14 protein-coding genes are annotated in these 17,626 nt (G+C 69.5%); 5 read left to right on the top strand and 9 right to left on the bottom strand.

The window, feature by feature from the left end; all coding sequences use genetic code 11:
• Positions 1-22 precede the first annotated feature (22 nt).
• A complete protein-coding gene (locus AB0D29_RS12630; protein ID WP_362853756.1) occupies positions 23-373 on the bottom strand; it encodes a hypothetical protein in 351 nt (116 codons plus the stop codon).
• 24 nt (positions 374-397) lie between these two features.
• Positions 398-1,345: a heme o synthase gene (locus AB0D29_RS12635; RefSeq protein ID WP_362853757.1), complete on the bottom strand. Its 948-nt coding sequence runs from the start codon at positions 1,343-1,345 to the stop codon at positions 398-400.
• A gap of 327 nt (positions 1,346-1,672) precedes the next feature.
• On the opposite strand from AB0D29_RS12635, the gene tkt reads away from it, so the two are divergent.
• From tkt to pgl, 5 genes are all read left to right on the top strand, one after another.
• Positions 1,673-3,760, top strand: a complete 2,088-nt coding sequence (gene tkt, locus AB0D29_RS12640) for a transketolase (protein ID WP_362853759.1) — start codon at positions 1,673-1,675, stop codon at positions 3,758-3,760.
• Positions 3,761-3,794: 34 nt separating this feature from the next.
• The gene (gene tal, locus AB0D29_RS12645) at positions 3,795-4,913 is read left to right on the top strand and encodes a transaldolase (protein WP_362853760.1); all 1,119 of its coding nucleotides are present in this window, start codon (positions 3,795-3,797) and stop codon (positions 4,911-4,913) included.
• 11 nt (positions 4,914-4,924) lie between these two features.
• Positions 4,925-6,445: a glucose-6-phosphate dehydrogenase gene (gene zwf, locus AB0D29_RS12650; RefSeq protein WP_351291407.1), complete on the top strand. Its 1,521-nt coding sequence runs from the start codon at positions 4,925-4,927 to the stop codon at positions 6,443-6,445.
• Entirely contained in the window at positions 6,442-7,482 is a 1,041-nt protein-coding gene (gene opcA / locus AB0D29_RS12655) for a glucose-6-phosphate dehydrogenase assembly protein OpcA (RefSeq protein ID WP_362853762.1), read from the top strand. The genes zwf and opcA overlap by 4 nt, the downstream gene beginning before the upstream one ends.
• Before the next feature lie 172 nt (positions 7,483-7,654).
• Positions 7,655-8,437 carry a 6-phosphogluconolactonase gene (gene pgl / locus AB0D29_RS12660; RefSeq protein ID WP_362853763.1) on the top strand — a complete coding sequence of 261 codons (783 nt, stop codon included), beginning with the start codon at positions 7,655-7,657 and terminating at the stop codon, positions 8,435-8,437.
• Positions 8,438-8,498: 61 nt separating this feature from the next.
• Here pgl and pgi read toward each other — a convergent pair whose 3' ends face one another.
• From pgi to AB0D29_RS12695, 7 genes are all read right to left on the bottom strand, one after another.
• A complete protein-coding gene (pgi, locus tag AB0D29_RS12665; protein WP_362854024.1) occupies positions 8,499-10,154 on the bottom strand; it encodes a glucose-6-phosphate isomerase in 1,656 nt (551 codons plus the stop codon).
• Positions 10,155-10,304: 150 nt separating this feature from the next.
• Positions 10,305-10,640: an RNA polymerase-binding protein RbpA gene (locus AB0D29_RS12670; protein WP_010352468.1), complete on the bottom strand. Its 336-nt coding sequence runs from the start codon at positions 10,638-10,640 to the stop codon at positions 10,305-10,307.
• Between the two features lie 182 nt (positions 10,641-10,822).
• Positions 10,823-11,053 (bottom strand): preprotein translocase subunit SecG, encoded by a 231-nt coding sequence (gene secG, locus AB0D29_RS12675; RefSeq protein WP_030388924.1) that lies wholly within the window; start codon positions 11,051-11,053, stop codon positions 10,823-10,825.
• A gap of 130 nt (positions 11,054-11,183) precedes the next feature.
• Entirely contained in the window at positions 11,184-11,972 is a 789-nt protein-coding gene (tpiA, locus tag AB0D29_RS12680; RefSeq protein ID WP_362853764.1) for a triose-phosphate isomerase, read from the bottom strand.
• Between the two features lie 6 nt (positions 11,973-11,978).
• Entirely contained in the window at positions 11,979-13,193 is a 1,215-nt protein-coding gene (locus AB0D29_RS12685; RefSeq protein WP_362853766.1) for a phosphoglycerate kinase, read from the bottom strand.
• A gap of 131 nt (positions 13,194-13,324) precedes the next feature.
• Positions 13,325-14,332 carry a type I glyceraldehyde-3-phosphate dehydrogenase gene (gene gap, locus AB0D29_RS12690; protein WP_351291391.1) on the bottom strand — a complete coding sequence of 336 codons (1,008 nt, stop codon included), beginning with the start codon at positions 14,330-14,332 and terminating at the stop codon, positions 13,325-13,327.
• Positions 14,333-14,564: 232 nt separating this feature from the next.
• Positions 14,565-17,525 carry a M14 family zinc carboxypeptidase gene (locus AB0D29_RS12695; protein ID WP_362853768.1) on the bottom strand — a complete coding sequence of 987 codons (2,961 nt, stop codon included), beginning with the start codon at positions 17,523-17,525 and terminating at the stop codon, positions 14,565-14,567.
• Between the last annotated feature and the right edge of the window lie 101 nt (positions 17,526-17,626).

Consider the following 17,626-nt stretch of genomic DNA (forward strand, 5'->3'; position numbering starts at 1 on the left):
GCTCGCGCTGTTGACCGAGGACCTAGTTCTCGTGTCCGCCGAGCTGGATGCCGGCCATCCGCGTCCACTCGTACGGGCCGGTGCGCACGCGCGCGGCGAACTCCCCGTCGAACTCCTCGTGGAGGGTCAGCCCGGCCTTCTCGGCGGCCAGCTGCGCCACCGGGAACGTCGGCGCGACCAGGTCGCCCCAGCCGCCGTCCGTTCCCACGAGCACGATCCGGGTGCCGGCCTGCCCGATGTGGGCGAGCTGGCCCTCGGCGCCCCCGTGCTTCTTGGCGAAGGCGCCGATCTGCTTGGCGAGCTTCGCCGCCGTACGGTCCTGCTTCTTGTCCGCGGCGCCTGCGGCGGCTGCGGTGTCTGCGGTGTCTCCCATGGAGGGCATGCTACCGGCGAGTAATCAGCGGAGGAAGGGATCCACGGCCACCGCCACGAACAGCAGCGACACGTAGGTGATCGACCAGTGGAACAGGCGCATCTCCTTGAGCTTCGCGCCCGTCACGCCCGCCTTGGCCCGCGCGTGCAGCGCGTGCGCCTCCCACAGCCACCAGCCGCCGGAGACCAGCGCGACCGAGGTGTAGAACCAGCCGGTGTACCCCATCGGGGTCAGCAGCAGCGAGACCGCCACCATCACCCAGCTGTAGAGGACGATCTGGCTCGCCACGGCCTTGTTGCCCGCCACGACGGGGAGCATCGGCACGCCGGCGCGCGCGTAGTCGTCCTTCACCTTCATCGACAGCGGCCAGTAGTGCGGCGGCGTCCAGAAGAAGATGACGAGGAAGAGGATGACCGCGGCCCAGGAGACCTCGTTCTTGACGGCCGACCAGCCGATGAGCACCGGCATGCAGCCCGCGATGCCGCCCCACACGATGTTCTGCGCGGTGCGCCGCTTCAGCAGCATCGTGTAGACGACGACGTAGAAGAGGAGCGCGCCGAGCGACAGCGCCGCCGACAGCCAGTTGACGAGCAGACCGAAGAACACGGTGGAGACCAGCGCGAGGGTGAGGCCGAAGGCCAGGCACTCCCGCGGGCTGACCATGCCGGTCACCAGCGGGCGCTGCGAGGTCCGGTCCATCAGCGCGTCGATGTCGCGGTCGATGTACATGTTCAGCGCGTTGGCGCCGCCCGCCGACAAGTAGCCGCCGAAGCAGGTCACGAGGACCAGCGACAAGGACGGCACACCCTGCTCGGCGAGGAACATCACCGGCACTGTGGTGATCAGCAGAAGTTCGATGATCCGCGGCTTGGTCAATGCCACGAAAGCCATGACGCGGGCCCCGAACGGCCGGTGACCGGGGCTCGTCCCGAGCACCGCCGCTGGACGGGATTCGACGGCCGTCACGCACACCCCTGAGAGAGAATCCAGCAAGCTACGACTCGGACCACCACTTGCATGAAGGCCCGGTTAAGGCTTGCGCGTACCACGCCACTGTAGACGTTGCACTTACGTCGCCCCGCGCCGGGGTCGCCTCGTGTTGGGCCGATCGGACCGTGCATACCTACGGTGGACGACGCGGCCCGCGCCCCCGCGCGCGGGTGAACACGGGTCGGCGGCGCGGTGACGGACTGCCTGCACTCGAATAGCTGCACGCCGTTGCGGGGGTAGGCTCGGAATCGCGCCGGTGCACCGTTCGTCACCGGGATTCATACATGTGGAGAGGAGCCCTGACCCACGGTGAGCACCAAGCCGACCACCACAGAGCTCGAGTGGACCGAACTGGACCAGCGGGCCGTCGACACCGCCCGCATCCTGGCCGCTGACGCGGTCCAGAAGGTCGGAAACGGCCACCCCGGTACGGCGATGAGCCTGGCCCCCGCCGCGTACACCCTCTTCCAGAAGGTGATGCGGCACGACCCGGCGGACCCCGAGTGGGTGGGCCGCGACCGTTTCGTGCTCTCCGCGGGGCACTCGTCCCTGACGCTCTACACCCAGCTGTACCTCGGCGGGTTCGGGCTCGAACTGGACGACCTCAAGGCGTTCCGCACCTGGGGTTCCAAGACCCCCGGTCACCCGGAGTACGGCCACACGGCCGGCGTGGAGACCACCACCGGCCCCCTCGGCCAGGGCGTCGCCAACGCGGTGGGCATGGCCATGGCCGCCCGCTACGAGCGCGGCCTGTTCGACCCGGAGGCCGCCCCGGGCACCTCGCCGTTCGACCACATGATCTACGCGATCGCGGGCGACGGCTGCCTCCAGGAGGGCATCTCCCACGAGGCGTCCGCGCTGGCCGGCCACCAGAAGCTCGGCAACCTCGTCCTGCTGTGGGACGACAACCACATCTCCATCGAGGGCGACACGGAGACGGCCGTCTCCGAGGACACCATCAAGCGCTACGAGGCCTACGGCTGGCACGTCCAGCGCGTCGCGCAGCAGGAGAACGGCGACCTCGACCCGAAGGCGCTGTTCGCCGCCCTCCAGGCCGCCAAGGCCGAGACCGGGCGCCCGTCCTTCATCGCGGCCCGCTCGATCATCGCCTGGCCGGCCCCGCACGCCCAGAACACCGAGGCCGCGCACGGCTCGGCGCTCGGCGACGACGAGGTCGCGGCCACCAAGCGCGTCCTCGGCTTCGACCCGGAGCAGAGCTTCGAGGTCGCCGACGAGGTCATCGCGCACACCCGCGCCCTCGGGGACCGCGGCCGCGAGGCCAAGGCCGCCTGGGAGAAGGACTTCTCCGCCTGGCGCACGGCCAACCCGGAGCGCGCCGCCTCCTTCGACCGCATCAACGCCAACGAGCTGCCCGCGGGCTGGGAGGACGAGCTCCCCGTCTTCGAGGCCGGCAAGGCCGTCGCCACCCGTGCCGCCTCCGGCAAGGTGCTCCAGGCCCTCGGCGCGGTCATCCCGGAGCTGTGGGGCGGCTCGGCCGACCTGGCCGGTTCCAACAACACGACCATCGACAAGAACTCCTCGTTCCTGCCGAAGGACAACCCGCTGCCGGAGGCCGACCCGTACGGCCGCACCATCCACTTCGGCATCCGCGAGCACGCCATGGCCGCGTCCATGAACGGCATCGCCCTGCACGGCCACACCCGTATCTACGGCGGCACCTTCCTGGTGTTCTCCGACTACATGCGCAACGCCGTGCGCCTGTCGTCGCTGATGCACCTGCCGGTGACCTACGTGTGGACGCACGACTCCATCGGTCTCGGCGAGGACGGCCCGACGCACCAGCCGGTCGAGCACCTCGCCTCGCTGCGCGCCATCCCGGGCCTGAACGTGGTCCGCCCGGCCGACGCCAACGAGACCGCGATCGCCTGGCGCGAGATCCTCAAGCGCCACACCAAGGTCTTCGGCAAGGGCGCCCCGCACGGTCTGGCGCTCACCCGCCAGGGCGTGCCGACCTACGAGCGCAACGAGGACGCCGCCAAGGGCGGGTACGTGCTCTTCGAGGCCGAAGGCGGTCCGGCCCAGGTCGTGCTCATCGGCACCGGCTCCGAGGTCCACCTCGCCGTCGAGGCCCGCGAGCAGCTCCAGGCCGAGGGCGTCCCGACCCGGGTCGTGTCCATGCCGTCCGTCGAGTGGTTCGAGGAGCAGTCGCAGGAGTACAAGGACAGCGTCCTGCCCTCCTCGGTGAAGGCCCGCGTCGCGGTCGAGGCCGGCATCGGCCTGACCTGGCACCGGTACGTCGGCGACGCCGGCCGCATCGTGTCGCTGGAGCACTTCGGCGCCTCCGCCGACGCGAAGGTGCTGTTCCGCGAGTTCGGCTTCACCGCCGAGGCCGTGACCGCCGCCGCCAAGGACTCTCTCGCCGCCGCCGCGCGCTGACGCCGGTCCAGAACCAAGTAGGAGATGTAATCCCATGACAGACGCACTCAAGCGCCTCTCCGACGAAGGCGTGGCGATCTGGCTGGACGACCTGTCCCGCAAGCGCATCACGTCCGGCAACCTGGCCGAGCTCATCGACCAGTCGCACGTGGTCGGTGTCACCACCAACCCGGCGATCTTCCAGAAGGCCATCAGCGGCGGCGAGGGCTACGAGCAGCAGCTCACCGACCTCGCGACCCGCAAGGTCACCGTGGAAGAGGCCCTGCGCATGATCACCACGGCGGACGTCCGCGACGCCGCCGACATCCTGCGCCCGGTCTACGACCGCACCGACGGCCAGGACGGCCGCGTGTCGATCGAGGTCGACCCGCGCCTGGCGCACAACACCCCGGCGACCATCGCCGAGGCCAAGCAGCTGGCCTGGCTGGTGGACCGCCCGAACACGCTCATCAAGATCCCGGCGACCAAGGCCGGTCTGCCGGCGATCACCGAGGTCATCGGCAAGGGCATCAGCGTCAACGTCACGCTGATCTTCTCGCTGGCGCGCTACCGCGAGGTCATGGACGCGTACCTGGCGGGTCTGGAGAAGGCCAAGGCCGCCGGCCTGGACCTGTCCCTGATCCACTCGGTCGCCTCCTTCTTCGTGTCCCGCGTGGACAGCGAGATCGACAAGCGTCTGGACGCGGTCGGCACCGACGAGGCCAAGGCCCTCAAGGGCAAGGCGGCGCTCGCCAACGCCCGTCTGGCCTACGAGGCGTACGAGGAGGTCTTCTCCTCGGACCGCTGGAACGCCCTGGAGCGCGTCGGAGCCAACAAGCAGCGTCCGCTGTGGGCCTCGACGGGCGTCAAGGACCCGGCGTACAAGGACACCCTGTACGTGGACGACCTGGTCGCCCCGAACACGGTGAACACCATGCCGGAGGCCACCCTGGAGGCCACCGCCGACCACGGGCAGATCACGGGCGACACCGTGCGCGGCTCCTACGAGCAGGCCCGTGCCGAGCTCGACGCGGTCGCGAAGCTGGGCATTTCGTACGACGATGTGGTGCAGCTGCTCGAGGACGAGGGCGTCGAGAAGTTCGAGGCGTCCTGGAACGACCTGCTGAAGTCGACCGAGGCGGAGCTTGAGCGCCTTGCCCCCACGGAGGCCTGAACACCTTGTCTGTGAACGGAGCGAACCCGCTTCGTGACGCACAGGACCGGCGGCTCCCGCGCATCGCGGGGCCGTCCGGCCTGGTCATTTTCGGCGTTACGGGTGACCTGTCGCGCAAGAAGCTGATGCCTGCGATCTACGACCTGGCCAATCGCGGCCTGCTCCCGCCGGGCTTCTCGCTGATCGGGTTCGCCCGCCGCGAGTGGGAGCACGAGGACTTCGCCCAGGAGGTGTACGAGGCCGTCAAGCAGCACTCGCGCACCCCCTTCCGGGAGGAGGTCTGGCAGCAGCTGGTGCAGGGCTGCCGGTTCGTGCAGGGCGATTTCGACGACGACGCGGCCTTCGAGACCCTGAAGGCGACGATCGACGACCTGGACAAGGCGCAGGGCACGGGCGGCAACTTCGCCTTCTACCTGTCGGTCCCGCCGAAGTTCTTCCCCAAGGTGGTCCAGCAGCTCAAGAACCACGGTCTGGCGCAGAAGGAGGGCTCCTGGCGGCGTGCCGTCATCGAGAAGCCCTTCGGGCACGACCTGAAGAGCGCCGAGGAGCTCAACAAGGTCGTTCACGAGGTCTTCCCCCGTGACGAGGTCTTCCGGATCGACCACTACCTCGGCAAGGAGACCGTCCAGAACATCCTGGCGCTCCGCTTCGCCAACACCATGTTCGAGCCGATCTGGAACCGGTCGTACGTCGACCACGTGCAGATCACCATGGCCGAGGACATCGGCATCGGCGGCCGTGCCGGCTACTACGACGGCATCGGCGCGGCCCGTGACGTCATCCAGAACCACCTGCTGCAGCTGCTCGCGCTGACCGCGATGGAGGAGCCCGGCTCCTTCCACCCCAAGGCGCTGGTGGCGGAGAAGCTCAAGGTCCTCACGGCCGTCGAGCTCCCCGAGGACCTGGGCAAGCACACCGTGCGCGGCCAGTACTCCGGCGCGTGGCAGGGCGGCGAGAAGGTCGTCGGGTACCTCGAAGAGGACGGCATCGACCCCAAGTCGAAGACCGACACCTACGCGGCCGTCCGCCTGGAGATCAACAACCGCCGCTGGGCGGGCGTCCCGTTCTACCTGCGGACGGGCAAGCGCCTGGGCCGCCGGGTGACCGAGATCGCCGTGGTCTTCAAGCGCGCCCCGTACCTGCCGTTCGAATCGGGCGCGACCGAGGAGCTGGGGCAGAACGCCCTGGTCATCCGGGTCCAGCCGGACGAGGGCGTGACGGTGCGCTTCGGTTCCAAGGTTCCGGGCACCTCCATGGAGGTCCGGGACGTCACGATGGACTTCGCCTACGGCGAGTCCTTCACGGAGTCGAGCCCCGAGGCGTACGAGCGGCTCATCCTCGACGTGCTCCTCGGCGACGCGAACCTCTTCCCGCGTCACCAGGAGGTCGAGCTGTCCTGGAACATCCTCGACCCGATCGAGGAGTACTGGGACAAGCACGGCAAGCCCGCGCAGTACCCGGCGGGCACCTGGGGTCCGGTCGAGGCGGACGAGATGCTCGCACGAGACGGACGGAGCTGGCGCCGGCCATGAAGATCGACCTCACGGAGACCAACTCCAGCAAGATCAATGCGGCGATGGTGCAGGCGCGCCGGGACATCGGCACGCCGGCCATCGGCATGGTCCTCACGCTGGTGATCGTGACCGACGAGGAGAACGCGTACGACGCGCTCAAGTCGGCGAACGACGCGTCCCACGAACACCCCTCGCGGATCGTCGTCGTCATCAAGCGGGCCAGCCGCTCGCCGCGCAGCCGCCGCGACGCCCGGCTCGACGCGGAGATCCGCGTCGGGGCGGACTCCGGCAGCGGTGAGACGGTCGTGCTCCGCCTTCACGGCGAACTGGTCGACCACGCCCAGTCGGTGGTTCTCCCGCTGCTCCTGCCGGACGCCCCGGTGGTCGTCTGGTGGCCGGACGGTGCGCCCCAGGACCTGGCGGGCGATCCGCTGGGGACGCTGGGCCAGCGCCGGATCTCGGACACGTACTCCTGCGAGGACCCGATCCGGGAGCTCAGCGCCCGGGGGGCGTCGTACGCCCCGGGGGACACGGACCTGTCGTGGACCCGCATCACCCCGTGGCGCTCCATGCTGGCCGCCGCACTGGACCAGCAGAACCTCTCGGTCGACTCGGCGACCGTCGAGGGCGAGGACGAGAACCCGAGCTGCGAGCTGCTGGCCATGTGGCTGGCGGACCGGCTCAAGGTCCCGGTCACGCGCACGCTGTCCTCGGGCCCCGGCCTGACGGCAGTACGCCTGTCGACCAAGGACGGCGACATCGTCCTGGACCGCGCGGACGGGGCACTGGCCACGCTGTGCATGCCGGGGCAGCCCGACCGTGCGGTGGCGCTCAAGCGCCGCGAGACGGCCGAGCTCCTGGCGGAGGAGCTGCGCCGGCTGGACCCGGACAACACGTACGAGTCCGCGCTGAAGTTCGGCGTGGCGAGGCTGCAGCCGTCGGCTCCGGCCAAGGCCGAAGCCCCGGCGAAGCCCGAGGCCAAGCCGGAAGCCGAGGCCAAGCCGGAGGCCCCGAAGCCGGCGGCCAAGCCGTCGAAGAAGGCCGCGAACAAGTAGCGGGACCCTGCGGGAAACCGGGGCTCCGCCCCGGGCCCCGCGCCTCGAACGCCGGCGAGGCTGGATCTTCCAGCCCGTCCGGCGTTTGAGGACCGGGTCCGGGCGGAGCCCGGTTGCTCCGCGCAGCGGCACCCGCACCCCTGAACTACACAAAAGGCGGCAGCACATGGGTATGACGACTCCCCAGGTCGTCGTCCACCGGGACAAGGAACTGATGGCCCAGGCCACCGCGGCCCGGCTCATCACGAAGATCGTGGACGCGCAGGCGGCCCGCGGCACGGCGTCCGTGGTCCTGACCGGCGGACGCAACGGCAACGGCCTCCTCGCCGCACTGGCCACCGCCCCCGCCCGCGACGCCGTCGACTGGGCGCGCCTGGACCTCTGGTGGGGCGACGAGCGGTACGTCCCCGCCGACGACCCCGAGCGCAATCACACGCAGGCCCGCGAGGCCCTCCTGGACTCGGTCCCGGTGGACCCCGCCCGCGTGCACGTGATGCCGGCCTCGGACGGCCCGTACGGGGCCGACGTCGACGCGGCCGCGGCCGCCTACGCGGCCGAGCTGGCGAAGGCGGCCGGCCCCGAGGACCACGGTCCGGTCCCCACCTTCGACGTGCTGATGCTGGGCGTGGGCCCTGACACGCACGTGGCCTCGCTCTTCCCGGAGCACCCGGCGGCCCGCGAGAGCGAGCGGACGGTGGTGGGCGTCCACGGCGCCCCGAAGCCCCCGCCCACCCGCATCTCGCTGACGCTCCCGGCGATCCGGGCGGCCCGTGAGGTCTGGCTGCTGGCGGCCGGCGAGGACAAGGCCGGCGCGGTCTCCATCGCCCTCGGCGGGGCCGGCGGGGTGCAGGCCCCGGCCGCCGAGGCGTACGGCCGCTCCCGCACCCTGTGGCTCCTGGACCGCGCGGCGGCGGCGAAGCTCCCGACCGGGATGTACCCCCCGGCCTCTTCCTGACCCCCTACGAAGCGAAGGGCCCGCTCTCCCGAGGAGAGCGGGCCCTTCGGTCGTCCGGCCGTCAGCTGCGGCCGCGCAGCTTCCGGTACGTGGCCACCAGGGCCTTCGTCGAGGCGTCGAGGCCCTCGACGTCCACGCCCTCGGTCAGGGCGGGTTCGACGCGCTTGGCGAGGACCTTGCCGAGCTCGACGCCCCACTGGTCGAAGGAGTCGATGTTCCACACCGCCCCCTGTACGAACACCTTGTGCTCGTACAGCGCGATCAGCTGGCCCAGCACCCCCGGGGTGAGCTCGGTCGCCAGGATGGTGGTCGTCGGGTGGTTCCCGTGGAAGGTCTTGTGCGGGACCAGCGACTCCGGGGCCCCCTCGGCGCGCACCTCGTCCGCCGTCTTGCCGAAGGCCAGCGCCTGGGTCTGCGCGAAGAAGTTGGCCATCAGCAGGTCGTGCTGGGCCGCCGGGGCCGCCTCCAGCTCGGCCACCGGCTTGGCGAAGCCGATGAAGTCCGCGGGGATCACCTTCGTGCCCTGGTGGATCAGCTGGTAGTAGGCGTGCTGTCCGTTGGTGCCGGGCGTGCCCCAGACCACCGGGCCCGTCTGCCACTCCACCGGATTGCCGTCGCGGTCCACGGACTTGCCGTTGGACTCCATGTCCAGCTGCTGCAAGTACGCGGTGAAGCGCGAGAGGTAGTGGCTGTACGGGAGCACGGCGTGCGACTGCGCGTCGAAGAAGGCGCCGTACCAGATCCCCAACAGGCCCATCAGGAGCGGGACGTTCTCCTCCGGCGGCGCCGTGCGGAAGTGCTGGTCCATCAGGCGGAAGCCGGCCAGCAGGTCGCGGAAGGCGCCCGGACCGATCGCGATCATCAGGGAGAGGCCGATGGCCGAGTCGAAGGAGTAGCGGCCGCCGACCCAGTCCCAGAACTCGAACATGTTGACCGGATCGATGCCGAAGTCGGTGACCTTCTCGGCGTTGGTCGACAGCGCCACGAAGTGCCGTGCCACGGCCGCCTGGTCTCCGCCGAGGCCGGCCAGCAGCCAGCCGCGCGCCGAGGTGGCGTTGGTGATGGTCTCGATGGTGGTGAAGGTCTTGGAGGCGATGATGAACAGCGTCTCGGCCGGGTCCAGGTCCCGCACGGCCTCGTGCAGGTCGGCGCCGTCGACGTTGGACACGAAGCGCACGGTCAGGGCGCGGTCGGCGAAGGCGCGCAGGGCCTCGTAGGCCATGGCCGGACCGAGGTCGGAGCCGCCGATGCCGATGTTGACGACGTTCCTGATGCGCTTGCCGGTGAAGCCGGTCCACTCCCCCGACCTGACCTGGTCGGCGAAGGCCGCCATCTTGTCCAGGACGGCGTGCACGGCGGGGACCACGTCCTCGCCGTCCACCTCGACGACGACGTCCCTGGGTGCGCGCAGGGCGGTGTGCAGGACCGCCCGGTCCTCGGTCGTGTTGATCTTCTCGCCGCGGAACATCGCCTCGCGCAGCTCGGCCACGCCGGTGGCCGCGGCCAGTTCGCGCAGGAGCGCGAGCGTCTCGTCGGTCACGAGGTGCTTCGAGTAGTCGATGTGCAGGTCACCGACCCGTAGGGTGTAGTCGGCGCCGCGGCCGGGATTCTCCTCGAACAGCTCCCGCAGATGCGTCTGCCCGAATTCCTCCCGGTGCTTGCCGAGTGCCAGCCACTCCGGCGTCCGGTTGAGCTTCGTCCTGCTGTCTGCGTTCATCTCGGACATCAACCCGTTTCTTCCGTCCTGTCGTGCCCCGCCGGCTCCAACTTAAGGGATCGGAAGCGGCGCAACGCACACAAAGAGGCCCGGCTCCGCAGGAGATGATTCCTGCGGGGCCGGGCCTCACGTCACACATTCGGGGCGGTGTCAGATCTCGCCGCGGAGTTTGGCGAGCGCCTCGGCGAGGATCGCCTCGCCGTCGGCGTCGGAGCGCCGTTCCCGTACGTACGCCAGGTGCGTCTTGTACGGCTCGGTGCGCGGCGGCGCGGGCGGGTTGTCCCGGTCCTGGCCGGCCGGGAACCCGCAGCGCGGGCAGTCCCAGGTGTCCGGCACCTGCGCGTCGCTGGCGAAGCTCGGCTGCGTCTCGTGCCCGTTCGAGCACCAGAAGGAGATGCGCAGGCGGGGCGCGGACTCGCCGCGCTCTGCCTCACCCATCGGCCCCGCTCCGACCCGGCTACCACGGATCGCGTTGCCACTTGCCACGGTCGTAACTCCCTGCGTGATGGTGCCGCGGAGTGTGAGTGGAATTTCCGCCGCGGAGCGCCCAAGTCTACGTAAGGCCCAACGCACGTCCAGTGAGCGGAGTTACTGATTCCGCGCTGTGAACGCCGGACCTCATGATAGGCCGGGCACCACCGACAGGACTGCCGGAATGGCCAGAACGGTCAGCTGCTCGACTTCATCAGCAGACCGAGCGCGACGATGCACGCGAACCACAGCAGACCCACGACGACGGTGATGCGGTCCAGGTTGCGCTCCGCGACGGAGGAACCGCCGACCGACGACTGCATTCCGCCGCCGAACATGTCGGAGAGGCCGCCGCCCTTGCCCTTGTGCATCAGCACGAGCAGCATCAGCAGGGCGCTGAAGACGATCAGGGCGATCGAGAACCCCATAATCACGGCTGATTCCTACTTTCTGGCTTTTTCAGGCTTTCCGGCTTTGCGGGATGTGCGCGGGGGCCAGTGGCTGGTGGTTCAGCCTCTGGCCCCCGCAAGGGTACGACGGATCCGCCCTACCGCATACTCACTGGTCGCGGAAGCGGACGATCTTGACGAACTCCTCCGCGTCCAGCGCCGCGCCGCCGATCAGGGCGCCGTCGACGTCGGGCTGAGCCATGATCGCCGCGATGTTCCCGGACTTCACCGAGCCGCCGTACTGGATGCGGACCTTGTCGGCCAGCTCCTGCGAGTACAGCTCCGCGAGGCGGGTGCGGATCGCCCCGCAGACCTCCTGGGCGTCGTCGGGGGTGGCGACCTCGCCGGTGCCGATGGCCCAGACGGGCTCGTAGGCGATCACGATGGACTCGACCTGCTCGGCCGGGACGTCCTTGAGGCCGCCGTCGAGCTGGCTCAGCGTGTACGGGACCTGCTGTCCGGCCTTGCGGACGTCCAGGCCCTCGCCGACGCACAGGATCGGGGTGATCCCGTGCCGGTAGGCGGCCTTGACCTTGGCGTTGCAGATCTCGTCGGTCTCGCCGTGGTACTGGCGGCGCTCGCTGTGGCCGACGGCCACGTACGTGCACTTCAGCTTCGCCAGCATGGAGCCGGAGATCTCGCCGGTGTAGGCGCCGGAGTCCTGCGCGGACAGGTCCTGGGCACCGTACTTGATCTTCAGCTTGTCGCCGTCGACCAGGGTCTGGACCGAGCGCAGGTCGACGAAGGGCGGCAGGACCGCGACCTCGACGGCGTCGTAGTCCTTGTCGGCGAGCGCGAAGGCGAGCTTCTGGACGTGGGCGATGGCCTCGAGGTGGTTGAGGTTCATCTTCCAGTTGCCCGCCATCAGCGGGGTGCGGCCGTTTACAGCGTCAGACATAAGGGGTCAGCCCTCCAGGGCGGCGAGGCCGGGGAGCGTCTTGCCCTCGAGGTATTCGAGGGAGGCGCCGCCACCGGTAGAGATGTGGCCGAAAGCATTCTCGTCGAAGCCGAGGATGCGGACCGCGGCGGCGCTGTCTCCGCCGCCGACGACGGTGAAGGCACTGCTGTCGAGCAGGGCCTGGGCGATGGCCGTGGTACCGCCGGCGTAGTCGGGGTGCTCGAACACGCCGACGGGGCCGTTCCAGAAGACGGTCTTGGCATCGGCGATCTTCGACGCGTACAGCTCGCGCGTCTTGGGACCGATGTCCAGGCCCTCCTTGTCGGCGGGGATCTTGTCCGCGTCGACGGTCTCGAAGGTCGCCGGGGTCTTGCCCTTCAGGTCCGGGAAGTCCGCGGAGACGAGCACGTCGACCGGGAGGACCAGCTCTACGCCCAGCTTCTCGGCGCGCGCCATGTACTCCTTGACGACGTCCACCTGGTCCTTCTGGAGCAGGGAGATGCCGACCTCGTAGTTCTTGGCGTACAGGAAGGTGTAGGCCATGCCGCCGCCGATGAGGATGCGGTCGGCCTTGCCGAGCAGCTCGTCGATCACGGCCAGCTTGTCGGAGACCTTGGCGCCGCCGAGGACCACGACGTACGGGCGCTCGACCACGGCGGTGAGCTTCTTCAGGACGCCGACCTCGGTGGCGATGAGGTAGCCAGCCGCGTGCGGGAGGCGCGCGGGCAGGTCGAAGACCGAGGCGTGCTTGCGGTGGACGGCACCGAAGCCGTCGCCGACGTAAACGTCGGCGAGCTGGGCGAGCTGGTCCGCGAAGGCGCCGCGCTCGGCGTCGTCCTTGGAGGTCTCACCGGCGTTGAAGCGCAGGTTCTCGATGACGGCCACCTGGCCGTCGGCGAGGGCCGCGACGGTCTCCTTGGCGGAGGCCCCTACGGTGTCGGTGGCGAAGGCGACGTCCGCGCCGAGCAGTTCGCCGAGGCGGGTGGCGGCGGGGGCGAGCGAGAAGGCCGGCTCCACGCCGGTGCCCTTCGGGCGGCCCAGGTGCGAGGCCACGATGACGCGGGCGCCGGCGGCGGCGAGCTTCGCGATCGTGGGCTGGACGGCGCGGATGCGGCCGTCGTCGGTGATGCGGGCTCCGTCCAGCGGGACGTTCAGGTCCGCGCGGACGAAGACCCGCTTGCCCTTGACGCCCTCGGCGAGGAGTTCATCGATCGTCTTCATGTGTACCTACTCCTTTGTGCCCTTCACTCGAAGGGCGAGGAAGGGAGAACGAGGCAAACAACAGGGCCCGTGCGGCGCTTCGTCGCGCTGCTCGGACCCTGTGCTCACATCGTGGTGCCTTGCCTATGTGCTTAGAGCTGACCGCCGACGAAGACGGTGAGGTCGACGAGACGGTTGGAGTAGCCCCACTCGTTGTCGTACCAGCCGACGACCTTAACCTGCGTGCCTTCCTGGACCATGGTCAGGGAGGAGTCGAAGGTGCAGGACGCGGGCCAGTTCACGATGTCGGAGGAGACGATCGCGTCCTCGGTGTAGTCGAGGATGCCCTTCAGCTGCCCCTCGGCGGCCTTCTGGAAGGCCGCGTTGATCTCTTCCACCGTGGTCTCACGGGAGAGCTCCAGGACCAGGTCGGTGACCGAACCGGTCGGAACCGGGACGCGCATGGCGATGCCGTCCAGCTTGCCCTTGAGCTGCGGCAGGACCAGGGCGGTGGCCTTGGCGGCGCCGGTGGAGGTCGGGATGATGTTCTCGGCGGCGGCGCGGGCGCGACGCAGGTCCGAGTGCGGGAAGTCCAGGATGCGCTGGTCGTTCGTGTACGCGTGGACCGTCGTCATCATGCCCTTGACGATGCCGAAGTTCTCGTCGAGGACCTTGGCCATCGGCGCCACGCAGTTGGTGGTGCAAGAGGCGTTGGAGATGACGTGGTGGTTGGCCGCGTCGTACTTGTCCTGGTTGACGCCCATCACGATGGTGATGTCCTCGTCCTTGGCCGGAGCCGAGATGAGGACCTTCTTCGCGCCGGCGGCGATGTGCTTGGCGGCGTCGGCCTTCTTGGTGAAGATGCCGGTCGACTCGATGACGATGTCGGCGCCCAGTTCACCCCAGGGGAGGTTCGCGGGGTCGCGCTCGGCGAAGGTCTTGAAGGTCTGGCCACCGACGGTGATGCTGCTGTCGGTGTGGCTGACCTCGTGCTTCAGCCGGCCCAGAATGGTGTCGTACTTGAGAAGGTGCACCAGGGTGGCGTTGTCAGTCAGGTCGTTGACACCGACGATCTCGATGTCCGCTCCCTGCTCCAGGAGCGCCCGGAAATAGTTACGGCCAATGCGGCCAAAACCGTTGATGCCTACGCGGATCGTCACGAACCGATCTCCTCGTTGGTGCGCCGGTTAGTGCGCCGGCGAGCTGAAATGGGATGTCCCCGACCGCTTACGACCCTACCTCTCCGTGAGCTTTTGGGTGACATCGGTCGGAGCCTGACACTCCCCCCAGTTCGTGGGGGACCCCCGCTCCGGTCCCGTTCCTGACGCTCCGGAACGGGACCGGGGGACTTTGGTCCCGGTCACTCAGGGTGAGTGACCGAGGGGCTGTTGATCAGTGGTTCAGCGTGCGCAGTGCCTTACCGACGAGTAGGGCACGGTCCGCGGCGGCGGGCACGTGCTCCAGTCCGAAGCCCAGCAGGACGGTGTCACGGGTAGTGACTGCCGCGTAGGACTTGAACAGTTCGCCGGACCGGGACCAATCGCCGGGAACATCGGGACTTCCGGCGGGTGCGCCCTGGGCCGTCCAGACACCGAGGGAGGACTCGAAGCCCTCGACGGCCTGTTCCGTGCCGCCGACGGACACGCGCGCCTCGTCCGCGAAGACGCCGCGGCCGCCCGAGCCCGGGTCGGTGATGTAGGAGAGCGAGACCTCGACGGTCTTGCCCGCGTACGCGCTCAGGTCGAAGGAGACCTGCTTCCAGCCGCCGGAGGAACCGGTGAAGGTGTTCCACGCGCCGCTGGTGCCGTGCGCGGTGCAGCCGCCGGAGTCCAGGGTGAGGTAGCGCCGCAGGAAGGGGTGGCCGTTCATGAAGAACCCGGCCGCGCACTCCTCCGGCACCGCGGTGCTGCTCAGGCCCTCCCGGTCGGGCAGCGTGGTCCAGTCGTCGCCGCCGGCCGTACGGGCCTCCAGTGCGGCGTGGTCGTAGCCCTCCTCGGTGTTCCAGTTGAGGGCGAGCTTCAGCTGCGGCTGGTCGGCCGCGGTGACGCCGGTGAGGTCGATCGTGCGGACGAGGCGCTTCCAGTCGTCGTCCGTGTGCAGGGCCGAGGCCATGGCGGTGCCCGCGTAGGGGGCGTACGGGTTCACGACCCCGGTGAACCGGCCCGCCTGGGCGCTCTTGAACTGCGGGAACTGTGCGGGGGCCAGGCTCTCGGAGGTGACGGTGTAGGCGCCGGGGGCGTTCAGCGGGTTGCCCGCGGCGTCGCCGAGGCCGCCCTGCGCCCCGGTCAGGGAGCCGGCGCCGGTGAAGCCGCTGGCGCCGGGCGTGCTGATCCGGCTGTACGCGCCGAGCCAGTACTGGCTGAAGTCGTTGGTCACGGCGCGGCCGACCTGGGCGTTGCCGCCCGCCAGCTCACCGGCCTCGATCAGCTTGCCGCCCTCGTTCAGGAAGTCGCGCACCGCGAGCTGGGTGTCACCGCCGGGGGTCTTGGCCCCGGTGTAGTGAGCGGCCGTACGGAAGTGCGAGAGCACGCCGAGGTGGTGCGGGACACCCTGCGTCGCCACGTCCCAGACCGCCGCGGACTTCCCGTTGGCGCGCAGGGCGTCGACGTAGCTCTGGGCGTGCTGGGCCTTGGCCCCCTCCTCGGCGATCACCAGGACGTCCGCGCGCGGCCGCTCGGCCACCGTGTACGTGAAGTGCTCGCTGGAGACCTGCTTGCCGGAGCGGTCGCGACCGGTGAACCAGACCTCCACCTTGTCGCCGGGCTTCGCGCCGTCCACCTTGGCGCGGTACTCGTCGAACCAGTTGTTGTCCTCGCCGCCGTAGGTCTCGCCGCCCTTCCAGGCCCTGAGCTCCTCGTCGTGCGTGCGGCCGCCGTTGATCCGGAAGTTGAGCTCCTTGTCCTTCAGCGCCTTGCGGGCCGTGACGGAGACCGTCTGGTCCTCGCCTCGGGCGACGTAGGAGGTGGTGAAGGGGTCGACGGTGAAGTCGGCGGCCTTCAGGCCCAACGAGGACTTCGGCTGGTCCGGGTGCTCGGCGCTCTCGGCCACGGACAGGGCGAAGGGGACGTTCTTGGCGAACTCCGCCTGGATGAGCTTCTCGTCGTCCGGGAAGTTGAAGCCGGAGGCGCAGTCTTCGGGCCTCCACTGGTCGTTCGGGTCGGCCGCCGAGGCGGTCTGACAGGTGGTCATCTCCGGCGTGAACATCATGACGCCGTTGACGTTGGAGGCGTGGCCGTCGGCCTCGCCGTTCGTGGTGTAGAGCTCGGAGGAGAGCTGCGGGTAGTAGCCGGGGACCGCGGGGTTCTCCGGGGTGCCGGCGAGCGCCTTGTAGGCGACGTCGTCGGGGGTGGGAGAGGCCACCTGCCAGCCCACGCCGTAGAGCAGCAGCTCGGCGGCGGAGTGGTAGTTGATGGCGTAGTCGAAGCCGATGCGCTTCTCGAAGGCGTCGAGGGCGGTGGTCTCGGGCTCGGAGGCGGCCTTCGGGCCGCGGTAGGTCTCGCTCGCCTGGTTCGGCGAGGAGCCCTCGTTGTCGTAGCCCCACTTGTAGGCGAAGTTGCGGTTGAGGTCGACCCCGTCGCCGGCGGTGGTCTTGCCGTCGCCGTTGTTGTCGCGCAGGTTCTTGCGCCACAGCCGATCGCCGTCCGGCTGGTGCGTGAAGTCGTACCCGTCCGGGTTGGCGGAGAGCAGGAACCACAGCTCGGTGGAGTCCACCAGCTTGGTGATCCGCTGGTCCTTGCCGTAGTTGTCGATCGTGTGGTGCATCAGCCGCCGGGTCATCTCGGGGGTGATCCACTCACGGGCGTGCTGGTTGGACATGTAGAGCACGGAGGGCTTGGCGCCGTCCTTGGTCTTCTTGGCGTTCTTGCTGACCTTGAGGGCGAGGATGTCCTTGCCCTGGAGGGTCTTGCCGATGGAGACGACCTTGGTGAGCGCCGGGTTCTCCTGCGCCGTGCGCAGGATCTCCTCCTGGAGGCCGCCCTTGCCGCTGTACGGGCGGAACACGCCGTCGCCGGCGGCCTTGGCCCGGGCCAGCCCCTGGGCCCCGATCTTCCGCTCGGCGAGCTTGACGCCCTGGGCCGCGAGCTCCTCGGCCTGGCCGCCGGTGAGGAAGAGCTCGACCCGGGCGGTCCCGCTCTCCGGGGCGCGCTCGCTGAGCTCGTGGGCGTCCTGGCCGGCGGCGAGGACGAGCGGGACCTGTTCCCGGGTGATGTCGGCGTCGTAGACCCGCACCTCGTCGGCTCCGGATGCGGTGCCGGAACCGGGCTGGGCCTGGGCCGCCGCGGGCAGCGCGGCGAGTGTGGTTGCGAAGACGAGTGCGCTTGCGGCGAGGATCGATCTCGCGCGGTGCCTCATGTGCCCCCCTGGGCGTCGTCTGCCACGAAAGCGTTGGACGCCAGACTCAAGACCGGCCCATGCTCATGTCAATGGGGCCTACGGCAAAGGGGCCCGCACGA

The organism is Streptomyces sp. NPDC048424, from assembly GCF_040651555.1.
Classification (GTDB): domain Bacteria; phylum Actinomycetota; class Actinomycetes; order Streptomycetales; family Streptomycetaceae; genus Streptomyces.

Excerpts from the sequence above, each read along its gene's own strand:
- AB0D29_RS12630 (WP_362853756.1), bottom strand. The coding sequence starts at position 373 with ATGGGAGACACCGCAGACACCGCAGCCGCCGCAGGCGCCGCGGACAAG.
- tal (WP_362853760.1), top strand. The coding sequence starts at position 3,795 with ATGACAGACGCACTCAAGCGCCTCTCCGACGAAGGCGTGGCGATCTGG.
- opcA (WP_362853762.1), top strand. The coding sequence starts at position 6,442 with ATGAAGATCGACCTCACGGAGACCAACTCCAGCAAGATCAATGCGGCG.
- pgl (WP_362853763.1), top strand. The coding sequence starts at position 7,655 with ATGACGACTCCCCAGGTCGTCGTCCACCGGGACAAGGAACTGATGGCC.
- pgi (WP_362854024.1), bottom strand. The coding sequence starts at position 10,154 with ATGAACGCAGACAGCAGGACGAAGCTCAACCGGACGCCGGAGTGGCTG.
- secG (WP_030388924.1), bottom strand. The coding sequence starts at position 11,053 with ATGGGGTTCTCGATCGCCCTGATCGTCTTCAGCGCCCTGCTGATGCTG.
- tpiA (WP_362853764.1), bottom strand. The coding sequence starts at position 11,972 with ATGTCTGACGCTGTAAACGGCCGCACCCCGCTGATGGCGGGCAACTGG.
- AB0D29_RS12685 (WP_362853766.1), bottom strand. The coding sequence starts at position 13,193 with ATGAAGACGATCGATGAACTCCTCGCCGAGGGCGTCAAGGGCAAGCGG.
- AB0D29_RS12695 (WP_362853768.1), bottom strand. The coding sequence starts at position 17,525 with ATGAGGCACCGCGCGAGATCGATCCTCGCCGCAAGCGCACTCGTCTTC.